Genomic DNA, 23,855 nt, shown 5'->3' on the forward strand with positions numbered 1-23,855 from the left:
ACAACGCGGGCAACGGCCACGCATCCGCCGGCTGGCACCTCGGCGATGCGGCCGCTTGCTGCCATCAGATCGAGGTCCGCCGGCGATCGCTCGCGAGCGTGCGCGAGCCTGGCGGCAGGAACAGAACAGGCCTGAAACTCGGAATGAGAGGGTTTCTGGAAACTCGGAATGACAAGCTAAGTGTTGGTCGGGGCAGAGAGATTCGAACTCCCGACTTCCTGCTCCCAAAGCAGGCGCTCTACCAGGCTGAGCTATGCCCCGATTACTTGTAAATCAATAACTTAGATCGCGACGCAGGCGGTGGAGAATGGTCTCATCTCGCAGGGCCGCGGCGGCCTTCTACCATGATCGGTGATGGCCGATAAGCCCCCCTGCTCCCACCCCCAAACCCTTCGCGGATCACAGGATCCTCACCGTATTGCCACCGCTACACCTGTGGCGTCCATTTTTCCCATGTTACCCAGGCAATATTACCCAAGTCATTGATATTCCCTTCCCGGGAAGTTTTCTCGGCTATGGCACGGTCGATGCAGCCGACCTCCCGCAGACCGCAAGGCAATCCCATCGGGTTGCCTAAAAAAGCGCGTCGAAACTAGGGAGCGAAGATCGATGAAGGGCTCAAGGGTTGGCCTCAAGAGCGTATTGCTCGCGAGCGCCGCAATTGGCGTTTGCGCATCGCCGGCATTCTCACTCGGCGTCTCGACACTCGATGGAAAGCATATCGAGTACTACGTCACCGAGGACATGCTTCTCAATGCGGACAAGGATCCGAACAACTGGCTCATGTACGGCCGCGACTACGAGAGCACGCGCTATTCGCCGCTCTCGCAGATCACGACGGAGAATGTCGGCGACCTGGTCGCCAAGTGGAGCCTCTCCTTCGGCGTTCTCGGCGCGCAGGATTCGCAGATTACGGCCGTCAACGGCCGTCTTTACGTGTCGTCAAGCCAGAACCGCGTGTTCGCCATCGATGGCGTCACCGGCAAGGTGCTGTGGCGCTACGACCGCAAGCTTCCTGCCGATCTCGGTCCGAAGCTCTGCTGCGGTGACGTGAACCGCGGCGTGATTGCCTATGAGGACAAGGTCATCCTTGCCACGCTCGACACGCATGTCGTTGCCCTCGACAACCACACCGGCGAGGTGGTCTGGGAAACGAAGCTCGGCGACTACAAGACCGGCGAGATCTTCACATCCATGCCGGTGATCGTCGACGGAAAGGTGTTGATCGGAAACTCCGGTGGCGACGTCGGTGCCAATCCGGGCACGATCTATGCCCTCAATGCCGACGACGGCAAAGAAGCGTGGAAGACGCACACCGTTCCCATGACGGGCAAGGAAGAGATCGCGAAGACCTGGGGCGGAGAGTCCTGGAAGACAGCCGGCGGAACCCCGTGGCTCCCGGGCTCCTACGACAAGGAAACCGGACTTCTTCTTTGGGGCGTCGGCAATCCGGTGCCGGACTTCGACGGCAGCGTGCGCCCCGGCGACAACTTGTATACGGGATCGACGATCGCAGTCGACGTGAAGACCGGCGCGATCAAAGGCCACTTCCAGTACACGCCTCACGACGTGTGGGACTACGACGGCACCAACGAAGTCATCCTCATCACCGACAAGGAGAACCGCAAGTCTTGGCTGCATGCGGATCGCAACGGGCACCTCTACTCCATCGATCGCAAGACCTACAAATGCAACTGGGTCGTGCCGATGGGACGGGTCAACTGGGTGAAGAGCTGGGGCGAAAACTGCCGGCCTGAGGCAGATCCCGATAAAATTCCGACCTACGGCAAGGAGACGAAAGACATTGCTCCGGTCCTCGACGGCGGCAAGGAATGGGTGCCAGCCGCCTACAGCAAGAGAACCGGCTACGTCTATGTTCCGGGCCGCGACATGTCCATGGATCTCGCCGCGAAGAAGCAGGAGTTCAAACCAGGTCAATGGTTCCTGGGAACGGACGTGCTGCGTCTCAATCCGGGCGGAGGCTACGTGAAGGCGTTCGACGGCACGACCGGCGAACTCGTCTGGTCACGCCGTCAGAATACACCCGCCACGGGCGGCATGCTGGCAACCGCCGGCGGCCTGGTCTTCAACGGCGACGCGGAAGGAACCTTCCGTGCCATCAAGGACGACACCGGCGAGACGTTGTGGGAGTTCAATGTCGGCACCGGCATCCATTCGAACCCCACGACCTTCATGGTCGGCGATACGCAGTATGTTGCCATCCTGGCTGGACCGGGCGGCGGCAGCATCTGGCCGCTGGTCTATGGCGAATGGCTGAAGACACGCCAGCTCGGCGGCAGCCTGTTCGTGTTCGCTGTCCATAAGCGTAAATAAACCTCGGGCGGCACGCCGACAGCCCATGCCGGCGTGCCGCTCCATCGACCTCACACGCAGGAGCCTCCGAAAGATGAAACTCTTGACGGCAGCGCTGTCGATGGCCACGGCAGCGTTGCTCGCCACTCGTGCAGAGCCCACGTTCGCCGACGACGCCGCGGAACTGAAAAACCCACTCGAAGGCCAGGCGGAGGCGATCGAGGCGGGCAAATCCCTCTACAGCAACACCTGCCTTTTCTGCCACGGCCCGAATGGCCTCGGCGCCCGCGCGCCGAACCTCGTCGAAGGTCTTTTTCGGCCTAATGGCGGCGCCGATGACACGATCGTGTTCGACATTATCCTCAAGGGGCGTCCCGGTACGCTCATGGGCGGCTTCGAGGGTACGTACACCGAGACGGAAATCTGGCAGGTCATCTCCTACCTTCGGCAGGAAGGGATCGCGCGCGCGAAACCCAAACCCACGCCCAAGTAGCGGATCAGTTGCACTTACGGCACGCTAACCACGTCGACGGCGTGTACGCACAGTTTTGCGCCAACCTTCAACCTTTGGAGGAGTTGACCAAGACAAGCGAACGCCGCACCGTAACATTTCCTCGATGAGAGAAAGCCCTGTCGCGCTGCGTGCGCGCTGCATTCACTTGCGTCGCCGATTGCGTTTCCAAAAACTCCAGAACCGCTCGATGGCTCGATGGTGTGGTGTCGCCGTTCGGGCCACCTCATTATTTGGATGGGTGAACCTTGAACAAGCCGCTCAGCCCCGCTATCGACGTGCCGCAAGCCGGCGCAGCAGAACGCGCCGTCTTGGAGGCTGCTCCGGCAGCCGACGAAATCATCCGGCGTTTCGCCACCGAAGCCAACGGCGTTGGGCACGGCATCGTGGATGTCGCGTGCAGCGTAGGCGAACTCGCGGCCAGGATGCAACGGCAGGCGAGCCAGCTCTCGGATATTCGCACCGAGATGCATGAGCTTGGCGCCGACAACGCGCGGATCGCAGACGGCGCCGCCTCAAGCCTCAGGATCGTCGAGAATGCAAGAACGGAAGTCGCGCAGTCGCTCGGCAAGCTCCGGGACTCCATGGACGGCGTAGATGCCCTCGTCGGTACCGTCTCGCAACAGCGCGATCTTCTCGGAGGCGTGCAGGAGGCGTTGGGGAAAGTGATCAAGGTCGCGAACGGTATCAATACGATCGCGAGCCAAACCAACCTGCTGGCGCTCAACGCCACCATCGAAGCGGCCCGGGCCGGCGTGGCGGGAAAAGGCTTCGCGGTCGTCGCCTCCGAGGTCAAGGCGCTCGCCGGACAGACGGCGGCGGCCACACGCGAAATTTCTCTGACGATGAAAGAGCTCACTCTCGAGGTCCAGCAGCTGATCGAGCAGAGCCAGCGCAGCGCCGACATTGCCGCCGACGTGAGCGCGAGCAACGCGCAGCTTGCCGTCACCTTCGACGGCATCGAAGCGACGGTGGTTGGAGTTGCCGAGCAAACATCGGGGATCACGACGCGCGTTGCGGTGATCGAAGAGCGCGGACGCATGCTGGTGCAGGGGATCGACGAACTCTCGAGTGGATTTGGCGAGTCGGCCGTCAATATCGCCCACATCGACAAGCGTCTCACGACGCTGGAGAGATCGGGAGAAAAACTGCTCTCCATCACGGTCGATTCCGGCGTGCAGTCCGACGATACGCCATTCGTGCTCGAGGTCATGCGGCGCGCCGCACTCGTCTCTCAAAAGATCGATGACGCGGTCAGCGGCGGCGCGCTGACCCTGGAGGATGTGCTCGACACGCATTACACGCGTGTCGCGGACACCAATCCCGAGCAGTTCCGGACGCGCTACGTGGATACTTTCGATCGCATCCTGCGCGACCTTATCGAGGAGGCTCTGCGCTTCAGCGAGCGGGTGGTGTTCTGCGCTCCTATCGACCGGAACGGGTACATCCCGACCCACAACAGCAAATTCTCGAAGCCGCAAGGCTCCGATCCCGTCTGGAACGCCGCCAACTGCCGCAACCGGCGAATTTTCAACGATCGGGTCGGAACGGCGGCCGGAAGCAATCGCGATCCGTTCCTGGTGCAGACCTATCAGCGCGACATGGGCCAAGGCCGCAAGGTGCCGATGATGGACGTTTCAGCGCCTATCCTGGTCGCGGGCCGTCATTGGGGCGGGCTCAGGCTTGCGTACACCAGCGAGGGCCGCTCGTAGGTCTTTCCGCTTTTCATAGAAAGCCGCGCTCGCGTCCGCGACGGGGGCTCGGCAATCGCCGCTAACCGGCAGCCGAACGCAACTCCAGGGGCGGCGCGCCGAGCGCGCCGGAATTGAGCTTCGAGACCTCGATCACGATCTGCGTCCGCGTCGTGACGCCTAGCTTTCGCAATATCTCGCCGACGTGCGCTTTGACCGTCGCCTGGCAGACGCCGAGGGCAAACGCGATCTGCTTATTGAACAGTCCTTGCCGAACCATCTGCAGGACCTGCAGCTCCCGCTCCGTCAGCAAGAGCAGTCTCCGCGACAGGCCGCTGCCGCTTTCCCCGCAAGGTCGTCCGACGGCGCGCAAGGGCATTTCCTGCGATCCTTTGCGCCGCGCGCCATGCTGGCAAAGCAGCACGGCCTGAGTGCGGGATTTCACGCCAAGCCGCCTCAAGACGCCGCTCACGTGCGTTTTCACCGTGGGCTCCTTGAGACCCAGGCTCTCGGCGATTTGCTTGTTGGTGCGGCCTTGGCAGAGCAGAACAAGCACTCGCCTTTGCTGGTGCGTCAGCAGGAGCCTCTCGGCAATGACAATGTGATGCTCCGATATCGCGGCGACGTTGGCGACCAAATCGGAGTCGTTCACGATCGAACGCATCGGGGCATCCTGTCGACGGGGCCGGGTGCATTTACGCGACGAAAAAAACGTGAGGCGGCTCGCCTCGTCGATTGGGAGAAGGGAATAGACGAGCCGCCTCCCCCCGGAAAACCTCGCAGCCTTCCCAAGGGTCACGAGACGAGCGTCGGACACACCATCAGCCGCGTGAAAACTGACTGCATCCCGCCCGTCTCGGAGAACGTCACATCGCAGTGAGCAAATGGTGTGCCAAGGAGAGCAAATGGTGCGCTAGACGACGGTCGATGGCCGCGCACGGCGGCGCGACGTGCGTATCCTTGGGAAATAACGTTCTGCCCTGCCTCGTTTTCTTCTGATCGACGCGGTTCGGGAAACGGCGCCGGGAATTCTTTCCCGAGGCCGATGTCCGTGTGACACGCGGATGCGACATATCCCTGAGACAGGTGACGCATACCGACGCCTCGCGTCGGAAACTCCTCGGAAAATTCGCTTTTTGTCCTCGTTACACGGATGGCGTTCGGCGGCATCGCTCATCGGCGCTGCGCACGGCCTGAACTTCGATCATTGGGAGAGAGCCCAGATCCCCGGCGATCAGGGCCGGGCGGCAGCGCCCCACGGATATCGACCTACCCGGATCGACTTCACGGGAGCCAGCGTCGCTACGTCGATGAGCGTCACGTCGTTGGACGCACCGTTGGTGGTGACGAGCAGCTTGTCCTCGCGCGTCAACTCGAGGTGCCAGACGCGCATCCCAACCAGCATGTATTTTTCGACGCTCCCGGACTCGGCATCCACGACAGCCACACGATTGGCCATGCCCAGGGCTACAAACGCCTTCTTGCCGTCCTTCGTGAGACGGATGCCCACCGGAGTGACCATGTCCTTGGTGAGGCCCGGCACCTCGAACGCGATCGTCCTGTCGATCGAGCGTGTCGCGACATCGATGACGGAAACGGATCCGGCGATCTCGGATGACACCCAGAGCTTCTTGCCATCGGCGGAGAATTCGGCGTGACGCGGGCGGGCGCCGACGAGAACATTGTCGAACACCTCGAGCTTCATCGCATCGATGAAGTGCACCATGTTGCTCGTCTCCGATGTGACGACAACGGTTTTTCCATCGGGAGACACGGCGATGCCTTCCGGCTCGACGCCCACGTCCACGCGTCCGACAACCTCCCGAGTTTCGATGTCAATGGCCGTGACGGCGGCGCTGTCCTCGTTGGCGGTGTAGAGACGCTTGCCATCGCTCGCGAGCGCCAGTTGCTCCGGGTCGTCGATGTCCTTGAAATCGGCAATGTGCTTATAGGTGTGCGCGTCGAACTCCTGGATGGCGTTGCTGTCGCTCGCGCAGAGGAAGATTTTTGTACCGTCAGGCGACAGCTTCAGACCGCGGGGGCGGCTGCCCACGGACATGGTGTGGACGACCTGCATCGTCGCGGTGTCGATCACCGAGACGGTGTTGTCCTTCTCGTTGCTGACGAAGACCTCATGGGCTTCACCGATCGACGGCGAGAACGCCCAGAGTACGATGGCAACATGTCTCGCTCGGATCCGCATGGTCCATTCCGTTCAGCCGACTAGGGATGGGAACGCGATCTCTTCCGGCGCGCCGCTCACGTCGCGCGGGGCAGCTCTCGAGGGTTTGACGTGCAAGCGCAAACCAGCGCTTGCACGTCCGTCGAGCGGTTGGCAGCCGAGCGCGATCAGTTGCTCGGCGGCTGCGCGGCGTCCAACGCCTTCTTTCTGATGAAGTTCTGCAGCGCCTTCAGATCGTCATCGGTAAGATTCTTGAACTGCGGCATCCCGCTGGGGAAGAGAGCTCCCTCCTGAACGATCTTCTTGAGCTGCTCGTCGTGAAGGACTGCCTCGGACGCTCGCAGGTCAGGCGTGTAGCCGCCGGAGACGGCTCCGGCACCATGGCACCAGGCGCACGACGACTTGTAGAGATGCTCGCCGCGGTCCGCCAAAGCGGCATCCGGCGTGAAGCCGGCCGGCGTCAGCACCTTTGCGAAGGTCCGCTCGCCGACTTCTGGCATCGGCTTGTCCGCTCCAACCGCAAAGGTGAGGAGCTGACGAAGCTGCGCGCGGTAGCCCCAACCATACTGGGCCATGGAACTGCCGCCGCCATAGGCAACCGCGGCGCCACCAAAACCAACCAGGAGAGACACGTACTGTTTGCCGTCAACGGCGTAGGTAATGGGAGGAGCGCTGATACCGCTTCCCACGTTGACCGACCAGAGCTCCTTGCCGTCACGTGCGTCGTAGGCTGCGAACTTGCCGTCGATCTGGCCCTGGAAGACGAGATTACCAGCCGTGGTCATCGTTCCCGCATTCCAGTAGTTGGGCTGCGGGACCTCCCACACCTTCTTCTGCTTCACCGGATCCCATGCCGTCAGGAAGCTCGTTCCCGCATCCTTGGGGATGTCGCCGCCCAGGCCAACGTCGACGCCAACGTCGATCTGGAACGAGGGCTTCTTCCAGGAATTGAAGTCGATCTTGGAGTCGTCCCAGTGGGTCGGCAACTCCATCTTGGGGATGTAAACCAACCCGGTGTTGGGGTTGTAGGACATGGCGTGCCAGGAATGCCCACCAAACACGCTCGGCCAGATCGTTACCGGCTCTTTCTCGTAACGCGCTCCAGGGGCTTCGATCGGACGACCGGTCTTCATGTCAATGCCGGTTGCCCAGGTGACCTTTGCGAACGGCTCTGCCGAGAGAAGCTTTCCGTCCTTGCGGTCGATGACGTAGAAGAAGCCGTTCTTCGGCGCGTGCATCAGAACTTTCTTCTTGCCCTCGCCCTCCTTGAGCTCGAGATCGGCAAGGACGATGTCCATGGTCGAGGTGTAGTCCCACGTCTCGCCGGGCGTCGTCTGATAGTGCCACTTGTACTTGCCGCTCGTCGCATCGAGCGCGACGACGGAGCAGAGGAAGAGGTTATCGCCGCCTTGCGGGCTGCGGATCTTCTGGTTCCAGGGACCGCCGTTTCCGGTTCCGATCAGGATCTGGTCGAACTCGGCATCGTAGGTGAAGGCATTCCACGTCTGGCCGCCACCGCCGATCTTCCACCACTCGCCGGTCCAGGTCTTGGCCGCCATCTCCTGGGCTGCATCCTCGAAGCCGTCGGCGGGGTTGCCGGGCACGACATAGAATTTCCATGCCTCTTTTCCGGTGTCGACATGATAGGCGGTGATGAACCCGCGCCCGCCACCCTGCTCGGAGCCGCCGTTGCCGATGATGACGAGGTCACGGAATGCCTTGGGGGCGCCGCTGATATGCAGCGGGAGCTTGGGGTCGAACGTCTGCGTGGTCCAGATCGGCTTGCCGGTCTTCGAATCCAGAGCAATGAGGCGGCCGTCGGCCGTGGCGATGATGACCTTGCCTTTGTAGAAGGTCAGACCGCGGCTCCAGCCCCACAACATGCGGGCGCGATCGCCGGCATGCTTCAAGGTCTCGGGATCATATTCCCAAATCAGTTTTCCGGTTTTCGCATCAACCGCACGAGCTACGCTGTAGCTGCCGGTGAAGTAGAGAACGCCATCGACGGTGACCGGGGTGCCGACGAGAGCACGGTCGGCCGGCAACGGCAGCGCCCAGGCGAGGCCAAGCTTCGAGACGTTGTCGACATTGATTTCGTCGAGGGGGCTATACCGCTGCTCGCTGTGATCGCGGCCGTAAGCCAGCCAGTTGTCTTTCTGTGCCGCGTCCGTCATTGCGGCATCATCGACCACCGTCTCCGCGGACGCACGGCTCCAAGAACCCGGAAGCGTACCGGCGATAGCCAGTATCATTGCAGCGCCGGTCATACGTCCTAATCGGTTCGCCTTCATCCTTGTCGCCTCCTCACCGTGTTTCCTATTATGCGATATTTTCGTTTTGTTTTCATGGCGATGGAAACTGCCCCGCGGCGGAGCTCGATTTCGCAGCGCTTTTTGTGCTGTCGGCGTTTACGGCCGCATTTCTTCGGAGAACATCCCGAGATCCGTCTCCCGACCACCCTCGTCCGCCATTCGAATTTCGAGTCGACGCCTCGTGTCGGTCGGACGGCGGACCAAGGGCGCAGCTGGACTCGGAATAGTGGGTGTGCGGATATGCCCGGCCACCACCGGATCCCCCCTCGCGACTGGTCCGACCAGACCGGATCAGACTGGAAGAAGCGCAGCGCTGCCGGGATCTGCTCGGAGCGGGTATGGGCTTGGCAGCGGACGTGACCGTCTCATTCTATTTCCTCCAGCCTGCGGGCGCGTTCTCAAGGACGGCCCGTTCGTTTTTCTTCAAGCGACGTTTTTTTCAGCCAACGTTTTTTCAATCAACAGTGGGCAAGCGCCGTGCCAAGTCGCATCAGCCCGGCAGTGCTTCCAATTTGGCGCTTGAGCGACGGTTCACGGGAGACATCTGTCTCAGCGTTGATCCAGCCGTTATAGGCGTTGCGCGCAGTGGCGCACGCTCCGACCCTGGACCGGGCCCGTGCCAACGGCCGCCCTCTTCGAAGCCCAACCGGAATTCCGGTCGCGAAACAGACTGCTGCGCCGCACAGCAGAGCAACGTGGCGCGCTCTGTCGATCGACATGCGACGATTGTTGCAACGGCGAGACAGGACCTGTCGCAACGCGTCCCTGCTCGCGAGCGTTTCTCGCAGTTCGTCAACACTTTAACTCCCTGCGCAGCTCTGGCACGAAGAATGCGTCAGGACTTGCGCACGCGAGGGATAGGCTGAACGCTAGCGCGTGCCGTGATCGTCGCGCGAATAAAAATAGTTATCGGGGAGGGTGCTCTTGCTTCCAACACGCGATCAAAAAATATGGATGTACGAGACTATGCTCGTCAGCCGTTACTTCGAAGAGACAATTGAAACAATTTACCTCGAGGGAAAGAAGCCTGTTTTCAATATGGCCAAGGGGCCTATCCCGGGTGAGATGCATCTCTCCAACGGGCAGGAACCGTGTGCCGTCGGTGTTTGCGCGCATCTTACGCCAGAGGACGTCGTCACCTCGACGCACCGTCCCCATCACGTCGCCATCGCAAAGGGTGTGAACCTCAAAAAGATGGCCGCCGAGATCTTCGGCAAGAAGACCGGATTGAGCGGCGGCCGCGGGGGCCACATGCACATCTTCGATCCCGACGTGAACTTCAGCTGCTCGGGCATCATTGCTCAGGGCATGGGGCCCGCGGTCGGCGCTGCGCTCTCGCGCAAAATGCAAGGCAAAGAGGGCGTCGCCGTCTCCTATATCGGAGAGGGTGCGGCCAACCAGGGTGCGTTCCACGAGGCGCTCAACCTGGCGGCCCTATGGAAGCTACCCGTTATCTTCGTCGTCGAGGACAATGCGTGGGGCATCTCCGTCTCGAAGGCGACATCCACGGCGGTTCCCAATAACGCCATGCGGGCGCAGGCCTACGGAATGCCGGGCTACCTCGTTCCCGGCAACGATCCGATCGCCATCTTCTCGGCGGCGGGAGAGGCCATCGCGCGCGCGCGCAACGGCGGGGGTCCGAGCCTCATCGACATCGAGACCGATCGGTTGGCCGGCCACTTCATGGGCGACGCCGAGGGCTATCGGCCCAAGGGTGAGCTCGACACCTTGCGGGCCAGGGACCCGATCCCCGCGCTTGCACGGCGGCTGGAAAGCGAAGACGGCTTCACCGATGCAGACAACGCCGCGATCGTCGCGAGAGCCCGCAGCGCGGTGGATGACGCCATCAAATTTGCACGAGAGAGCGATTACCCGGCGCCGGAAGAAGCGTTGGAAAAGGTGTTTGCCTGACAAGCGCACCCGCTGATTCAGAAACGACGAAGCTAAAAAATTAAAACAGGAGAACGCCCATGTCTTCCGTAGCTGCCGCTGCGGTCAACGAGCGCCGGCTGACGATCGCACGCGCTATGGCTGAATCGATTGCCCAGGAAATGCGCCTTGATCCGCGCGTTTTCGTCATGGGCGAAGACGTCGGACAGCTCGGAGGCGTGTTCGGCAACACACGCGGATTGTTCGACGAGTTCGGCGCCGAGCGTATCCGCGACACCCCGATCTCGGAAACCGCCTTCATGGGCGCCGCCGTGGGAGCCGCGTCCGACGGCATGCGCCCGATCGTCGAGCTGATGTTCGTCGATTTCTTCGGCGTCTGCTTCGACGCAATTTACAACTCGATGGCCAAGAACATCTATTTCTCGGGCGGCACGGTGAAAGTGCCCGTGGTGCTCATGACATCGACGGGAGGCGGCTATTCCGACGCCGGACAGCACTCCCAATGTCTCTACGCCACGTTCGCGCATCTGCCCGGAATGAAAGTCGTCGCCCCGAGCAACGCCTACGATGCCAAGGGCCTGATGACGAGCGCGATCCGCGACGACAGCCCCGTGATCTACATGTACCACAAGGGCCTGCAGGGCATGGGCTGGCTCGGCACGGAGCCCGCCGCGACTGTGAACGTTCCGGAAGAGAACTACACGATCCCGTTCGGGAAGGCGGCCATCGTGCGCGAAGGCAAGGACGTCACCATCGTCGGCGTGGCGATGGGCGTTCACAACGCGCTCAAGGCCGCTGAGACGCTGTCGACGCAGGGCGTCAGCGCCGAGGTGATCGACCTCAGGACACTCGTGCCCCTCGATCGCGAGACGGTGTTTGCTTCGGTCTCGAAGACGGGGAAGCTCATCGTCGTCGACGAGGACTATCGCAGCTATGGCGTGTCCGGCGAGATCATCGCCAGCATCGCCGAGCGCGACATTTCCGTTCTCAAAGCCGCGCCTCAGCGTGTCGCCTATCCGGATATCCCCATTCCGTTCACTCGGCCGATGGAGCAATTCGCGCTCCCGAACCCCGAGAAGATCATCGAAGCCTACGAGAAAATGAAAGGACGACGCGGATGGCGGTGGATGTAAAGATCCCAACCGATCTTTGGGAGGAGGACGCGGAGGCTGCCATTACCAGCTGGCTCGTCTCCGACGGAGCGCAAGTCTCGGCAGGACAGCTGATCGCCGAGATCATGGTCGAGAAAGTGCAATACGAGATCCGGTCTCCCGGCGCCGGCACCATCAAGATCGGGCTACCGGTCGAAGCGGTTGTCGCCAAGGGCGGCTCGATCGCCACAATCGCATAACGGACGAGGAACTGAGCCGTGCAAGCTGAAATCCCGCCTCCCGTCGACGCAGAGATTCCAGACCGCATCATTCCGCTCACCGGAATGAGAGGGATGATCGCGTCGAAGATGAAGGAGAGTATTTCGACCTCGGCTCAGTTGACTCATTTCGCCGAGTGCGACGTGACGGCCCTCAACGCAGCTAAGGCGCTTCTGGCGGCGCGGGGCGTGAAGGCTTCCGTAGAGGACCTTTTGGTTCATGCCGTCGTCGCGACGTTGCGCAAGCATCCGGGCCTCAACGCCACGCTCGAGGAGAACGCCATCCGGGTGAAATCCGCGATGAACATCTCCTGCGCCATCGCGCTTCCCGGCGATCTCCTGGTCGCGCCGACGATCCTGAACGCAGATCGCATGTCGCTCGAGCAGCGCATCGAGGCGCGGCGCGATCTCGTGGAGCGGGCGCGCATCAACAAGCTTTCTGTGAAGGAGATGACGGCCGGGACGTTCACGCTGTCCAACATCGGCTTGTCGCGTGTCCGCTATTTCACGCCCATCCTCAATATGCCCCAAGTTGCAATTCTAGGCATCGGCGAGTCCGGCGTGCGCCCGTGGGCCGTGGACGGACGGATCGTGGCCCGCCCGGTCATGGGACTCTCGCTGACGTTCGATCATCGCGCCGTCAACGGCGCACCCGCCGCGAACTTCCTCACCGATCTTTGCCTGGCCATCGAACAGTTCCAGCCCGAGTAGCGCCGTGCCGAGCAGCTTACAGGCGGCAGCACTGGAGACGGCGTCTCACGATCCGCTCCTCGACTTCAATACGGCTCAGACGCTCGAAAGACAGTTGCTCGATGCGGCGGCTGCACGCGGCGCCGGCTGCGATTGGGCGGTCTGGAGAACGCATCAATCGCTGGTCGTTCCCTCACAAACTGCAAACGCCGCCAATTTCTATGTCGCGTCCCTGGATATGTCGCTCAGGGGATGGCCGGTCTACGTCCGCGACACCGGAGGGGACGTAACGCCCCAGTCACCGGGGGTCATCAATGCGTCCGCTGCCTTCGTCGTGCCTCGCACGACGGACCTCAGCATCCGAGCCACCTATCAAAGGTTCTGTGCGCCGTTGCTGGAGTTTCTCGGCGCGCACGGTATCGACGCCTACCTCTCGAGCGTGCCCGGCGCCTTCTGTGATGGCGCCTTCAACATCGTCGTCGATGGACTGAAACTCGCAGGAACCGCGCAACGATGGCGGCTGGTACAATTGCGCGACGGGCGACCGGGCGTGGCCGTACTCGCCCACGCCGCCATCCTGGCCGATCCCGACATCGAGTTCAGCATCTCCGCAACGAACCGCTTCTATCGGCTCTGCGGAGAGGAGCGCGAGGTGGATCCCGCTCGGCATACGTCGCTGGCCACGCTTTTCACGCCACGCGCAAGCACCGAGCTGATCGTGGAACGGCTCAGCCACTTCCTCCACCAGAGGAGAGATTTCAATCCTGCTGGTTCGGAGAGATGATCCCGTACTTGCGGATCTTCCTGTGCAAGGTCGCCCGACTCACGCCGAGGGTTTGCGCGGCCGTCGTGATGCACCATTTAGTCGCTTTGAGAGCGTCGATGATCTTTTCCTGCTCGACGCGCTCGTAAGCGAGCTCCAAGGTCGCGCTCGGCTGACTGCCCGCAACCTGAGCCAGGTGACGCGTGACATCCGTCTTCGCCGAGCTCGACCAGGCCAGCAGCTCGTCCGGAAGGTGATCGAGCGTGATCACGTGATCGCTGTGGACCGACAGGATCCAGCGGATCACGTTTTTCAGCTCGCGGAGATTTCCGGGCCAGCGGTACTTGCGGAAAAGATCCTGCACCTCGGCCGACAGGACGATCTTCTCCGCATCGGCGGCGCCGAGCTCGTCCTCGAAGATGCGCGCCACGAGCTCGAGAATGTCCGACCGCTCCCGCAAGGGAGAGACGACGATCTGCGCGCCTTTGATGCGATAGTAGAGGTCGCGCCGGAAGCGCCCGGCCTCGACGAGTTGCGGCAGGTCGCGGTGGGTCGCGCAAATGATCCTTACGTCGACGGCGATGGGCTCGGCAGCACCCAGCGGCGAGACCTCGCGCTCCTCGAGCACGCGGAGAAGATGGGCCTGGAGATCGGTCGGCATGTCGCCGATCTCGTCCAGAAACAGCGTTCCTCCGTTGCTCGCGACGATGCGTCCGACGCGGCCCGTCTTCAATCCGCCGGTGAAGGTGCCCGGCGCGTAGCCGAAGAGCTCGCTCGCCAGCAGCGTCTCGGGAATCGCAGCGCAGTTGACGGCGACGTAAGGCTTGGCCGCCCTGTTGCTCTCGAGGTGGATGGCTTTGGCGAACGTGTCCTTACCGACACCTGTCTCGCCGAGGAGCAGCAGGGAGATGTCGCGATCCAACAGCCTTCTGCAAAGATCGACGTTGTGGCGCATCTTCGGATCGCTGCCCGCCACGCGGTCCAGCGCGAGCGGTGCCGATTTGCCCGCGGCCCGCGACTTCGATGGCGACGGGCTCGTCGGGCTGCGCGGCGCCTTCTTCTTGGGCAGGAAGGTCGTGACGTACATATCGGCGCCGTCGGTTCCGCTAAGCTTGACGTTGTGGGACGCCAAGGGCTTCAGGTCGTCCAAGGACACGCGCCAAAGATCTTGAATCAGCAAGCCGCCCAAATCGGAGAGCTCAGCCACGCCGAGGAAGGACAACGCCTCCTGAGTGGCGCCCAGCAAGCGACCCGATTCGTCGGTGGCGATCAGCGCATTCAACGCGAGCGGCATCGCCTCCGGCTCCCGCGAAAGCGCGACGATGCAGCTGTTCTGGTGGCATTTGCGGAAAAGCGTCGTGCTGATGTTGGCGGCGGCCTCGCGGACGATGTGATGGGCGAACGAACATTCCGAGCTGTTCGCGACTGATCGGCCGGAGAAGTCCAGCACTGCCGCCACGCGGCCGTCCGGCGCGAAGATCGGCGCTGCTGTGCAGGTGAATGCCCGCAAGGTCTGATTGTAGTGGGCGGCGCCAGCCACCGTCACCGAGCGGCGCGACACGATGCACGTGCCGATGCCGTTCGTGCCAACCATATTCTCGTTCCATCGCGATCCAGTCGCGAGGCCCTCGTGCACGAGCTCCTGGCTCGCCGTGGTGTCGGCATATCCCTGCACGACGATGCCCGTCGCATCACTGAGCAGCAGGCAATAGTCGGCATCGCGCGCCACGTGTCGCAGGTGTGCGACTGTCGCATCGGATTCGAAGAGAATCTCCTCCATGCGCGACCGCAGTTCCCGAATATTCTGGTCACCAACGCGCTCGACGTCTCTGCGCATAGTCGGATCGAGGCCGTACTCCTGGACGCAGCGGTTCCAGGAAGCCTGAATAACGTCGCCACCAGACTGTTGTCCGGTTGTGCGGATCGGATTCTGGGACATTACCAGAGATCTCTAGTGGTTGTTCTTTAAGCGTTTCCTATTTCGACCTTGCCACTTGTCATCAGCACAAGCAAGGCGAGTTTGTCGCAGGATGGTGACGTAAAGAGTACAAGATTAAGCAACTTAGAGGCTGCTTCGCACTCCGCATACTGAGGTAGGAGCATCCCTCAACTTTAACTAGATGAGAAACGCGATTCTTGGCCGCCGATGCAGCCCATCACTCGCGAAGGCACTCCGATCCGATGCCCGGCACTACTCGGAATGGTTGCTTTCTCGCGCTCGACCTTGATGAAAGATCGATGAAGAAAAAGCGCGAGGCCCGCAGCAAGAGCCGCGAGCCTCGCGTCCGTCATCATCACGGTTCATGCCGAATCAGCGAAGGTGATCTCTTGCGGCATTACTGGCGCGGTCCGCCGTAGCCGTTGATCTCACCGGTCGCCAGCGTGTTCTGGTAAATGAAGAACCCCGTCAGAGCAGCCGTCGCGTTTTTCTCGACCTCCAGCTTCGGCGTTTTCAGGGCGTGTACGGTAAATGTGTAACGGTGCTTGCGACCGACGGGCGGGCACGGGCCAAAGAAGCCCGGCTTGCCGAGATCGGTGTTGCCTTCGACGGCGCCGGTCGGCAGCACGCCGCCCTTGATGGCTCGGACGTCGGCCGGGATGTCGTAGATCACCCAGTGCCAGAAGCCGCTGCCCGTCGGGGCGTCATGATCGTAGAAGGTGATCGCGTAGCTTTGCGTGCCCTCCGGCCCAGCGTCCCACTCGAGGTCCGGCAGCTTGTTTCCGCCGCTACAGCCGAAGTTGTTCCAGAAGTGCTCGTTGCCGATCGGGGCCCCTTCCTTAAAGGTCGGGCTCTTGAGAGACAGCGTCGTGGCGGCGCCCGGCTCGGCTGCGACGGACACGCCGACGGCAGCGCCGAAGACGCACCCCGTTGCAGCGAGCGCAGCGGCCAGCGTTGCAATTCTGACTTTGATCACTCTGATCCTCCGTTGACAGCTAAATGTGGATGGCCTGACCCGCTGCGGCCAATGCACTCTCATGCATCATCTCCGACAACGTCGGGTGCGGGAAGATCGTCAAGCTCAGGTCGCGTTGCGTGGCCCCGCACTGCATGGCGATGACGAAACCGTTGATCAACTCCGTGACCTCCGCGCCGCACATGTGGGCGCCGATCAGGCGTCCGCTTCCGGTTTCGAAGATCGTCTTGACCATGCCTTCGGTCTCACCCAACGCAATGGCTTTGCCGTTGCCCCTGAACGGAAAGCGGCCGATGAGAATATCGATGCCGGCCTCTCTCGCGCGTGCCTCCGTCAACCCCACGCTCGCAATCTGGGGATGGCAATAGGTGCAGCCCGGAATCCTCTCCTTCAACACGACATGGGCCGGGCGCTCAGCGATACCCTCGATGCAAGCGACCCCTTCGTGCTCCGCCTTGTGTGCCAACATCGGCGGACCGGCGACATCGCCGATCGCATAGATGCCCGGAACGTTCGTGCGACCGAGAGCGCCGGTGGCGATGGTCCCGTTCCTGAGCTCAACACCGTGAGCTTCGAGACCGAGGTTCTCCGTGTTGCCGACGACGCCGACCGCCGAGAGCAGGCGTTCGGCCGATATCTCCAGCGTGGCGTTATCGTGGATCACCGTCGCGCGCACGCCGTCGGGCTCTTTGGCGATCGCCGCGACGCGCGCGTTGGTCAGGATCTTGATCCCCGCCTTCTCGAACTGCTTGCGGGCAAACGCAGCGATTTCGACATCCTCTGCGGGAAGAATTTGCGGAAGCACCTCGACCACGGTGACCTCTACGCCGAGCGCACGATAGAAGCTCGCGAACTCGATGCCGATGGCGCCGGATCCGACAACGATCAGCGACCGTGGAACCGACGGCGGGTTCATGGCCTCGAAATAGGTCCAGATGCGATCGCCATCCGGCTCGATGCCGGGCAGGACGCGCGGCCTGGCTCCGGTCGCAACGATGATGTGACGCGCGCGATAGGTGCCTGGCCCAAGCGCGGCCTTGGGCGCGGGGTGCTGCGGCTGCACGACGGGCTTCTCGGTGGCACGGACAGAAATTTCTCCTGGCACGCCGGCACCGGGTGCGCGCGCGATTGTCGCCTCTCCCCAGATGACATCGACCTTGTTCTTCTTGAGCAGGAAGCCGACGCCCGTGTTCAACTGCGCGGAGACGGATCGGGACCGCTGAATGACAGCTGCGGGATCGTAGCCCACGCCTTCTGCCTTGAGTCCAAATTCCTTGGCGCGGGACGCGAGATGGATCACCTCCGCGGTGCGCAGCAATGCCTTGGTCGGAATGCAACCCCAGTTCAGGCAAATGCCGCCGAGATGCTCTCGTTCAACAATAGCACACCGGAGCCCAAGCTGAGCGCCGCGTATCGCCGTCACGTAGCCGCCGGGTCCGGCGCCGATGATGACGACGTCGTAGTCTAAATTGTCCATCGTGTCCTTCATGCTTGAGAGCGAGAGGTCCTCGCGGGATTTGCCGCGAGGCTCCTTGCTCGATGTGCGGCCGCTCGCAGAGGCGCAACGGCGGTTGATCTAAGGCGGAAGCGTCCTCAGATATTTCCCTGCTGCATTTCCTTAGCGAGGTACTCCGCCTGGCGGATTGCCAGAGCGACGATCGTCAGCGTCGGGTTCGGGGAGCCGCTGCTCGAAAACTGACTGCCGTCGGAGACGAAGAGGTTCTTGATGTCGTGCGATTGACCCCACTTGTTGAGCACGCCGTCGCGCGCCTTTTCGCTCATGCGGTTGGTGCCCATGTTGTGGCTCGCCGGGTAGGCCGGCAGATTGTAGATTTCCGTCGACCCGAGCGAGTTGTAGATCTTTTCCATCTGCTGATAGGCGTGGTTGCGCATATTGGTGTCGTTCGGGTGGTCGGTCTTGTAGACGACGGGCGCAGGCAAGCCGTACTGGTCCTTCTCGGTCGCGTGCAACTCGATGCGGTTCTGCTCCTGAGGCAGATCCTCGCCGCAGATCCACACCCCCGACATGTATTTGTACTTTTCGAGCGCACCGGACACCTTGCGGCCCCATCCCGTGGGTCCTGGAACGAGGAACGCGGACAGGAACCCCAATCCCAGCGCGAGCTTCTCGAGCGTATAGCCGGCAACAAAGCCTCGCTTCGGATCATTGTGCGCTTCGTCACGCACGATGCCGGCGACGGCCGTCCCGCGGTTCATGTGAACCTCGCCCGGCATGACGGCATACACACCTGCCGTCATGTGCGTCATGTAGTTGCGGCCCACCTGTCCCGACGAATTGGCAAGTCCGTTCGGGAACATGTTCGAAGCCGAGTTGAGCAGCAGCCGGGGCGATTCAATGGAGTTACCGGCGACGCAGACCACCCGCGCCTTCTGGCGCTGCTTGGTCCCGGCGGAGTCCGCATACACGACGCCGGTCACTTTTCCGGACTTGTCGTGCTCGATGGTCAGAACCATGCAGTTGGTGCGGATTTCGCAATTGCCCGTGGCCTCCGCCTTCGGCAACTCGGTGTAGAGCGTGGACCACTTCGCACCGAGCTTGCATCCCTGCATGCAGAAGCCGATCTGCTGGCACGCCGGCCGATCGTCCCTTTCGACGGAATTGATCGACATCGGTCCTGCGGTGATTTTCGAGTATCCGATGCGACGGGCGCCTTCGGCCAGAACCTTGAAGTCCGCGCTCCAGGGAAGATGCGGCATGCCGGTCACCTCTCCGGTGGTGCCCATCTTCAGCTCCGCCTTGTCGTAGTAAGGCGAAAGCTCCGCCAGCGTGATCGGCCAATCGATGACGTTGGCGCCGGTGACGTCGCCGTTGGTCGTCCTCATCTTGAACTCGTGCTCCTGGAACCGGATCGATACGCCCGCCCAGTGCACCGTCGAGCCGCCCAGGCCCTTCACGATCCACGCCGGAAGATTGGGATGGTTCACCGCACCATGCCAGCCGCCTGCGGAGAAGCGCTTATCGAGCCACGAGATCTTGGAGAACATGGCCCATTCGTCGTTCTCGATGTCGTCCAAGGTCAGCTTGTTGCCGGCTTCCAGAACGACGCATTTCACGCCCTTCTGGGCGAGCTCGTTGGCCATCGTTCCGCCGCCTGCGCCGGAGCCGACGATAACGACAACGCTGTCGTCGTTGAGATCGAATTTCGTGCTCATTGTCCCCCCTGGGAAATCAGTGCCGGTTTCAGAACCAGTCGATTTTGTCGAAGCCCTTGTCGATGAATCCGCCCGTCTCCCAGGACGAACCGTCGTATCCGAACTTCGGCCAGAGAGCCTTGTTGTTGTAGAGCCCCATCAGGAGGCCGCCCTTGATCTTCTGGAAGAAGTCGGTGAGCTCGATCGAGCGCAGGACTCCCTCCCGTTCCTCGGGCTTGGAAATCGCCGTGTAATTCACTTTGTAAATGTGCTGCGCGCGTTGCTCGAGATCCTCGACACCTTTGCTCAAAAGGTCCGCAACGGTGGGCGAGCTTTCGGCTTCGACGAGAATGGCGTCGATCACTGCCTGGTAAGGGGCATCATCGAGAAGGCTGTCGTGGGGATAAATGTCGCGCGCAACGCGAAGCAGAGTGGTCTTCTGATCCGCGCTCAACGGGGCGGCGAAAGCATCCGGCGGCAGCGCCGGAAGGGCCAATGCGGCCGTCACGAGCATCATGGATTTAAGCAGGCGCCGACGCGTAAAGTCAGCACCCGCGACAGCCGGTTCCCCGACCTGCAGCGGTGAATTGTACATCTTTCCTCCCGTTGCCGCTGTTTCTGGCCCCTTGTCCGAGGCTCTTGTGGCGGCTCACACAGAAAACTTTCGCAAGTTGCGTGCCAACGGGTTCGTTCATGAAACCGCGAGAAATGCGAAGTCAGCAACGTGCGATGATCCCCATCGAGGCGCTACAGTCGCACTGCTTGTGCGGCACCTGTAACAGAGCATCGCGTGTCGAAAGGCAAGGAGGCGCTTGAAGCGCACGATCTCGAGGGCCGCGCGGGCCATCACTTGGAAGGCGGCTGCTTCGACAGGTAATTCAGATAGGCGACGAGCTCCCATATCTGCTCGGGCGTGAAGGTATTGCCCCACGGGGGCATCACGTCGGCGCCGGTGCGCCCCTCGGTGATGGTCTTGTGGGCGGCGGCGGCCGAGAAATTCGTGTTGCCTTTGAAGCTCGGCGTCTTGCCGCCCTCGCCTTCGGAACCGTGACAGTAGGCGGCGCAATTGGCGCCAAAGCGCTTTTTTCCAATCTCGATTTTCGCCGGATCGGACAGATCGAACGGAGGCGTGGCGTCCTCTGCGAGCGCGGGACGATCTATGCATGCGCAGATCATCATGCAGGCAAGAGCGAGGCGCAGGCTTTGACAGTTCATCGCTAAGGGATCCCTCCGTCGAGAAACGCGAAAACGGCCACCGAGACGTAGGGCTCGGTGGCCGTTGGATGCTAGTGAACTTTAGTTCACTGTAAAGACGAGCAGCGCGGCGCCGCCCGGAAGGTCCTTGATCTGCGGGAACGCACCGCTGAGGAACCCAGGTGCGTGAGAGCCGAGACCGGTCGGGATGGCGATGTACTGCTTGCCATTGACCGCATAGCTCACCGGACCACCGCGAGAGCCGGATCCGGCGTTGAACTTCCACAGCTCCTTGCCGTCGTCGGCATCGTAGGCGTAGAGGTTGCCGTGCATGTCACCCGTGAACACGAGACCACCTGCGGTCGAGAGAACCGAGCTCAGCGGCGGCATGTCGTAGCGGATCTTCCAGGCTTCCTTGCCGGTCAGCGGATTGAACGCCGCGAGCCAACCATCGGCCTTCTTGCCCGGAGGATCCGTCAGCTTGATGTCGGCCAATCCGAGGGAGAGCGAACCGACGCCGGCCGGCTTCTCCTGCTTGGCGCTCGTCACGTGGTTGCAGACTTCCATGCCGTGCGAGTACCAGAGCTTCGTCCCAGGGTTATACGAGCCGTGATTCCAGCTGCGCGCGCCGAGAAGGTTCGGGCAGTGCAGCTTCGTCTTGTCGGTCTCGGGGAAGTTCGGCTCGATCGGAATACCCGTCTTCGGATCGACGCCCTTCGCCCAGTTCATGTTCTCCGTGTACTGCCACACGTTCCTGATATCGCCGTTGTCCTTGTCCATCACATACACAAAGCCGTTCTTGTTCAGATGCACGAGTGACGTCTTGTCTCCGTCCGGAACGAGCAATGCCTCGTAGGCGGAGTCGAAGTCCCACGTGTCGTTCGGAACCTCCTGGCGATACCATTTGATCTTGCCGGTCTTGGGATCGAGCGCCAGGACCGTCGCGGTGTAGAGGTTGTCGCCCTCGCGGCCTTCACGATTGAAATCCGGCGCAGCGTTGCTGGTGCCGATGTAGATGGTGTCGGTCGAGGGATCGTAGGTTCCGGGCAACCACGCGGAGCCACCGCCGATGTGACGGCTTTCGCCAGGCCAGCTCTTGGGGTCGTCTTTCGGAATTTCGAAGGTCCATGCGCGCTCGCCGGTGTCGGCCTTCACGGCGAAGATCTTGCCGACGATAGGCTGGTCGCCGCCGGTGGTGCCTCCGAACACGATGTCGCCCGCGAGCTGCGGCGGCGACGAGAACAGAGCGCCATACTCCGCCTTCATGTTCGTCAGCTGCGTGGACCACAGCTCCTTGCCGGTCTTCTGGTCGAGCGCAATGAAGCGGCCGTCCAACGAGCCGATGAAGACTTTGCCTCGGCCGACGGTCACGCCGCGGCTCGCGGACTGATAGAAGACTTCCTTGACGATCGGATCGAGCTTTGCGGTGTAGCGCCAGATGATCTTTCCGGTCGCCGCATCGAGAGCGAAGACGTTGTTGTCGGCGGCGATCGTGTACATCACGCCGTCAATGACGATAGGCGTCGCCTGGAGGCCGTGCGTGATCACGCCCGGCTGATGGATCCAGGCAATGTGCAGATCCTTGACGTTGCCCTTGTTGATCTGGTCCAACGGGCTGAAGCGCCATGCGTTGGGACTGCGATGATACTGCGGCCAGTTGTTCGGATCATCAAAACCCGGCCCTTTGCCTTCCGCGTTTGCGGCGCCCGCGCTCAGCAGAACAAGCGCTGCTCCACCGACAATGCTCGACCAGGAGCGCTTCCGCTCCATTCCTTTCAGCATGTTCCTCTCCCCGTCGCCCGATGCCGGGCTGACACTGTTATGACTTAACGGCAATGATCGATGCAGGCTCTGTGCCAAGCTTTGGGAGTATTTCCTAACCCGTCTTTCCGCTTTTCCTATCCGCTTTTTCCGATACCTCCTGGGCAGGAATATGCGTCACCTGACGCGCTACAATTGTCGCACGCATAGACATGCGATCTGACCGCGGAGTTCATTTTGCCGCTCGCGCGAAACCGCCGCGGCACCGGTTCATCAGAAAAATAAAAGTCGGATTTGCAAAACACCGCACCAGGGCGGAACGAGAGGAGAGCCGACTCGCGCTAAAAGTTCCGCGGGATGGAATGCACGCGTGGAGATCGATAGAATTGGCGCTCGCTCAAGCCTCATCGCCAGCGCCTTTCGGCATTCAATTCTCTAACCACCTCCGCGCGTAAAGTCCCTGTGCGGACGTCGATGCGACTGTCGAACGTCACGCGACAAATGTCGCATGGGGTTTTCGCTTGTCGGCGTTGCATGGGTGAGTGCGTTCGGTGCGCATGCGTTCTTACGTTCACCGGTGGCTTTCCCTGTTGCGCATTGGCAACGATTCTTGTCGCCTTTCATAGCCTGACTCAAGCTGAGCTTGATTTATAGTGCTTTGATTTCCAAGTACATTTTCTCAATGTCTGTAATCGGTGCAACTCGTGCGCTTTCCCTCCGCGCGCCGTCCGACAGTGGGTAGTGCCGGATTGGCACAGCGCTTGCTCACACTATCCGTGACCGGACCACAGTGCGCGCCGGCAGTCCTCGATCTTGGAGAGCAAATCCGAACTTCCGGGGACAACAAGCGTAAAAAAGATGGTTTTCGACCAGAGCGCCAAAGAGAGAAATGGGGGTTTTGCCTTTGGCACTTTGAGAAAACCGACAACAAGGAAACTAGACCAAATAACAACTGACGGGAAAGGGCCTAACGCGATGAATGGGGGAGTAAAAAATAGGGTGGCAGGCGCCTTGGTGGCAGCGGCCGGGCTGTGTTTCGCACACGCCAATGCCAATGCAGCTGACCTAGGCGGCAATTGCTGCGCGGATCTCGAGGAGCGGATCGCGGAGC

18 protein-coding genes and 1 tRNA gene are annotated in these 23,855 nt (G+C 61.6%); 8 read left to right on the top strand and 11 right to left on the bottom strand.

Going from position 1 to position 23,855, the window contains the following annotated elements:
- Positions 1-184: 184 nt before the first annotated feature.
- Positions 185-261: transfer RNA gene (locus QZV93_RS09070), tRNA-Pro, on the bottom strand.
- 348 nt (positions 262-609) lie between these two features.
- Between QZV93_RS09070 and QZV93_RS09075 the strand changes: the two genes are divergently transcribed.
- The 3 genes from QZV93_RS09075 to QZV93_RS09085 all read left to right on the top strand — a co-directional run bounded on the left by QZV93_RS09075 (position 610) and on the right by QZV93_RS09085 (position 4,536).
- Positions 610-2,334: a PQQ-dependent dehydrogenase, methanol/ethanol family gene (locus QZV93_RS09075; protein ID WP_295557785.1), complete on the top strand. Its 1,725-nt coding sequence runs from the start codon at positions 610-612 to the stop codon at positions 2,332-2,334.
- A gap of 73 nt (positions 2,335-2,407) precedes the next feature.
- On the top strand, positions 2,408-2,806 hold the full coding sequence (locus QZV93_RS09080; protein WP_295557786.1) for a c-type cytochrome: 399 nt from the start codon (positions 2,408-2,410) through the stop codon (positions 2,804-2,806).
- A 266-nt stretch (positions 2,807-3,072) separates the two neighbouring features.
- Positions 3,073-4,536 (top strand): methyl-accepting chemotaxis protein, encoded by a 1,464-nt coding sequence (locus QZV93_RS09085; RefSeq protein WP_295557788.1) that lies wholly within the window; start codon positions 3,073-3,075, stop codon positions 4,534-4,536.
- Positions 4,537-4,597: 61 nt separating this feature from the next.
- On the opposite strand, the gene QZV93_RS09090 is transcribed toward QZV93_RS09085, so the two are convergent.
- The 3 genes from QZV93_RS09090 to QZV93_RS09100 form a co-directional block, all read right to left on the bottom strand.
- Positions 4,598-5,179 carry a LuxR C-terminal-related transcriptional regulator gene (locus tag QZV93_RS09090; RefSeq protein ID WP_295557790.1) on the bottom strand — a complete coding sequence of 194 codons (582 nt, stop codon included), beginning with the start codon at positions 5,177-5,179 and terminating at the stop codon, positions 4,598-4,600.
- 570 nt (positions 5,180-5,749) lie between these two features.
- Positions 5,750-6,718 carry a PQQ-dependent catabolism-associated beta-propeller protein gene (locus tag QZV93_RS09095; RefSeq protein ID WP_295557792.1) on the bottom strand — a complete coding sequence of 323 codons (969 nt, stop codon included), beginning with the start codon at positions 6,716-6,718 and terminating at the stop codon, positions 5,750-5,752.
- A 146-nt stretch (positions 6,719-6,864) separates the two neighbouring features.
- Positions 6,865-8,988 carry a PQQ-dependent dehydrogenase, methanol/ethanol family gene (locus tag QZV93_RS09100; RefSeq protein ID WP_363156836.1) on the bottom strand — a complete coding sequence of 708 codons (2,124 nt, stop codon included), beginning with the start codon at positions 8,986-8,988 and terminating at the stop codon, positions 6,865-6,867.
- A 975-nt stretch (positions 8,989-9,963) separates the two neighbouring features.
- Here QZV93_RS09100 and QZV93_RS09105 point away from each other — a divergent pair.
- From QZV93_RS09105 to QZV93_RS09125, 5 genes are read left to right on the top strand one after another with little or no spacing between them, the layout of a single operon-like run.
- Entirely contained in the window at positions 9,964-10,920 is a 957-nt protein-coding gene (locus tag QZV93_RS09105) for a thiamine pyrophosphate-dependent dehydrogenase E1 component subunit alpha (RefSeq protein ID WP_295557794.1), read from the top strand.
- 59 nt (positions 10,921-10,979) lie between these two features.
- Positions 10,980-12,032, top strand: coding sequence for an alpha-ketoacid dehydrogenase subunit beta (locus QZV93_RS09110; RefSeq protein WP_295557796.1), 1,053 nt, complete (start codon positions 10,980-10,982; stop codon positions 12,030-12,032).
- A complete protein-coding gene (locus QZV93_RS09115; protein ID WP_295557798.1) occupies positions 12,017-12,250 on the top strand; it encodes a lipoyl domain-containing protein in 234 nt (77 codons plus the stop codon). Before QZV93_RS09110 ends, QZV93_RS09115 begins: the two co-directional genes overlap by 16 nt.
- Before the next feature lie 18 nt (positions 12,251-12,268).
- Positions 12,269-12,979, top strand: a complete 711-nt coding sequence (locus QZV93_RS09120) for a 2-oxo acid dehydrogenase subunit E2 (RefSeq protein ID WP_295557800.1) — start codon at positions 12,269-12,271, stop codon at positions 12,977-12,979.
- Positions 12,980-12,983: 4 nt separating this feature from the next.
- Positions 12,984-13,742, top strand: a complete 759-nt coding sequence (locus QZV93_RS09125; RefSeq protein WP_295557802.1) for a hypothetical protein — start codon at positions 12,984-12,986, stop codon at positions 13,740-13,742.
- On the opposite strand, the gene QZV93_RS09130 is transcribed toward QZV93_RS09125, so the two are convergent.
- The 7 genes from QZV93_RS09130 to QZV93_RS09160 form a co-directional block, all read right to left on the bottom strand.
- The gene (locus tag QZV93_RS09130) at positions 13,717-15,660 is read right to left on the bottom strand and encodes a sigma-54-dependent Fis family transcriptional regulator (protein ID WP_295557804.1); all 1,944 of its coding nucleotides are present in this window, start codon (positions 15,658-15,660) and stop codon (positions 13,717-13,719) included. The two genes, QZV93_RS09125 and QZV93_RS09130, sit on opposite strands and share 26 nt — an antisense overlap.
- Positions 15,661-16,057: 397 nt before the next feature.
- Entirely contained in the window at positions 16,058-16,636 is a 579-nt protein-coding gene (locus QZV93_RS09135; RefSeq protein ID WP_295557806.1) for a YbhB/YbcL family Raf kinase inhibitor-like protein, read from the bottom strand.
- A 19-nt stretch (positions 16,637-16,655) separates the two neighbouring features.
- Complete coding sequence (gene lpdA / locus QZV93_RS09140) at positions 16,656-18,113, bottom strand: dihydrolipoyl dehydrogenase (protein ID WP_295557807.1); 1,458 nt, start codon at positions 18,111-18,113, stop codon at positions 16,656-16,658.
- A gap of 116 nt (positions 18,114-18,229) precedes the next feature.
- Positions 18,230-19,810, bottom strand: coding sequence for a GMC family oxidoreductase (locus QZV93_RS09145; RefSeq protein WP_295557808.1), 1,581 nt, complete (start codon positions 19,808-19,810; stop codon positions 18,230-18,232).
- Positions 19,811-19,838: 28 nt separating this feature from the next.
- Positions 19,839-20,384 (bottom strand): hypothetical protein, encoded by a 546-nt coding sequence (locus QZV93_RS09150; protein ID WP_295557810.1) that lies wholly within the window; start codon positions 20,382-20,384, stop codon positions 19,839-19,841.
- Between the two features lie 251 nt (positions 20,385-20,635).
- The gene (locus QZV93_RS09155; protein ID WP_295557812.1) at positions 20,636-21,004 is read right to left on the bottom strand and encodes a cytochrome c; all 369 of its coding nucleotides are present in this window, start codon (positions 21,002-21,004) and stop codon (positions 20,636-20,638) included.
- Positions 21,005-21,085: 81 nt separating this feature from the next.
- Positions 21,086-22,765 (bottom strand): PQQ-binding-like beta-propeller repeat protein, encoded by a 1,680-nt coding sequence (locus QZV93_RS09160; protein ID WP_295557813.1) that lies wholly within the window; start codon positions 22,763-22,765, stop codon positions 21,086-21,088.
- Positions 22,766-23,855 lie beyond the last annotated feature (1,090 nt).

Source organism: uncultured Hyphomicrobium sp. (genome assembly GCF_902826555.1).
In the GTDB taxonomy this organism is placed as follows: Bacteria; Pseudomonadota; Alphaproteobacteria; order Rhizobiales; family Hyphomicrobiaceae; genus Hyphomicrobium_C.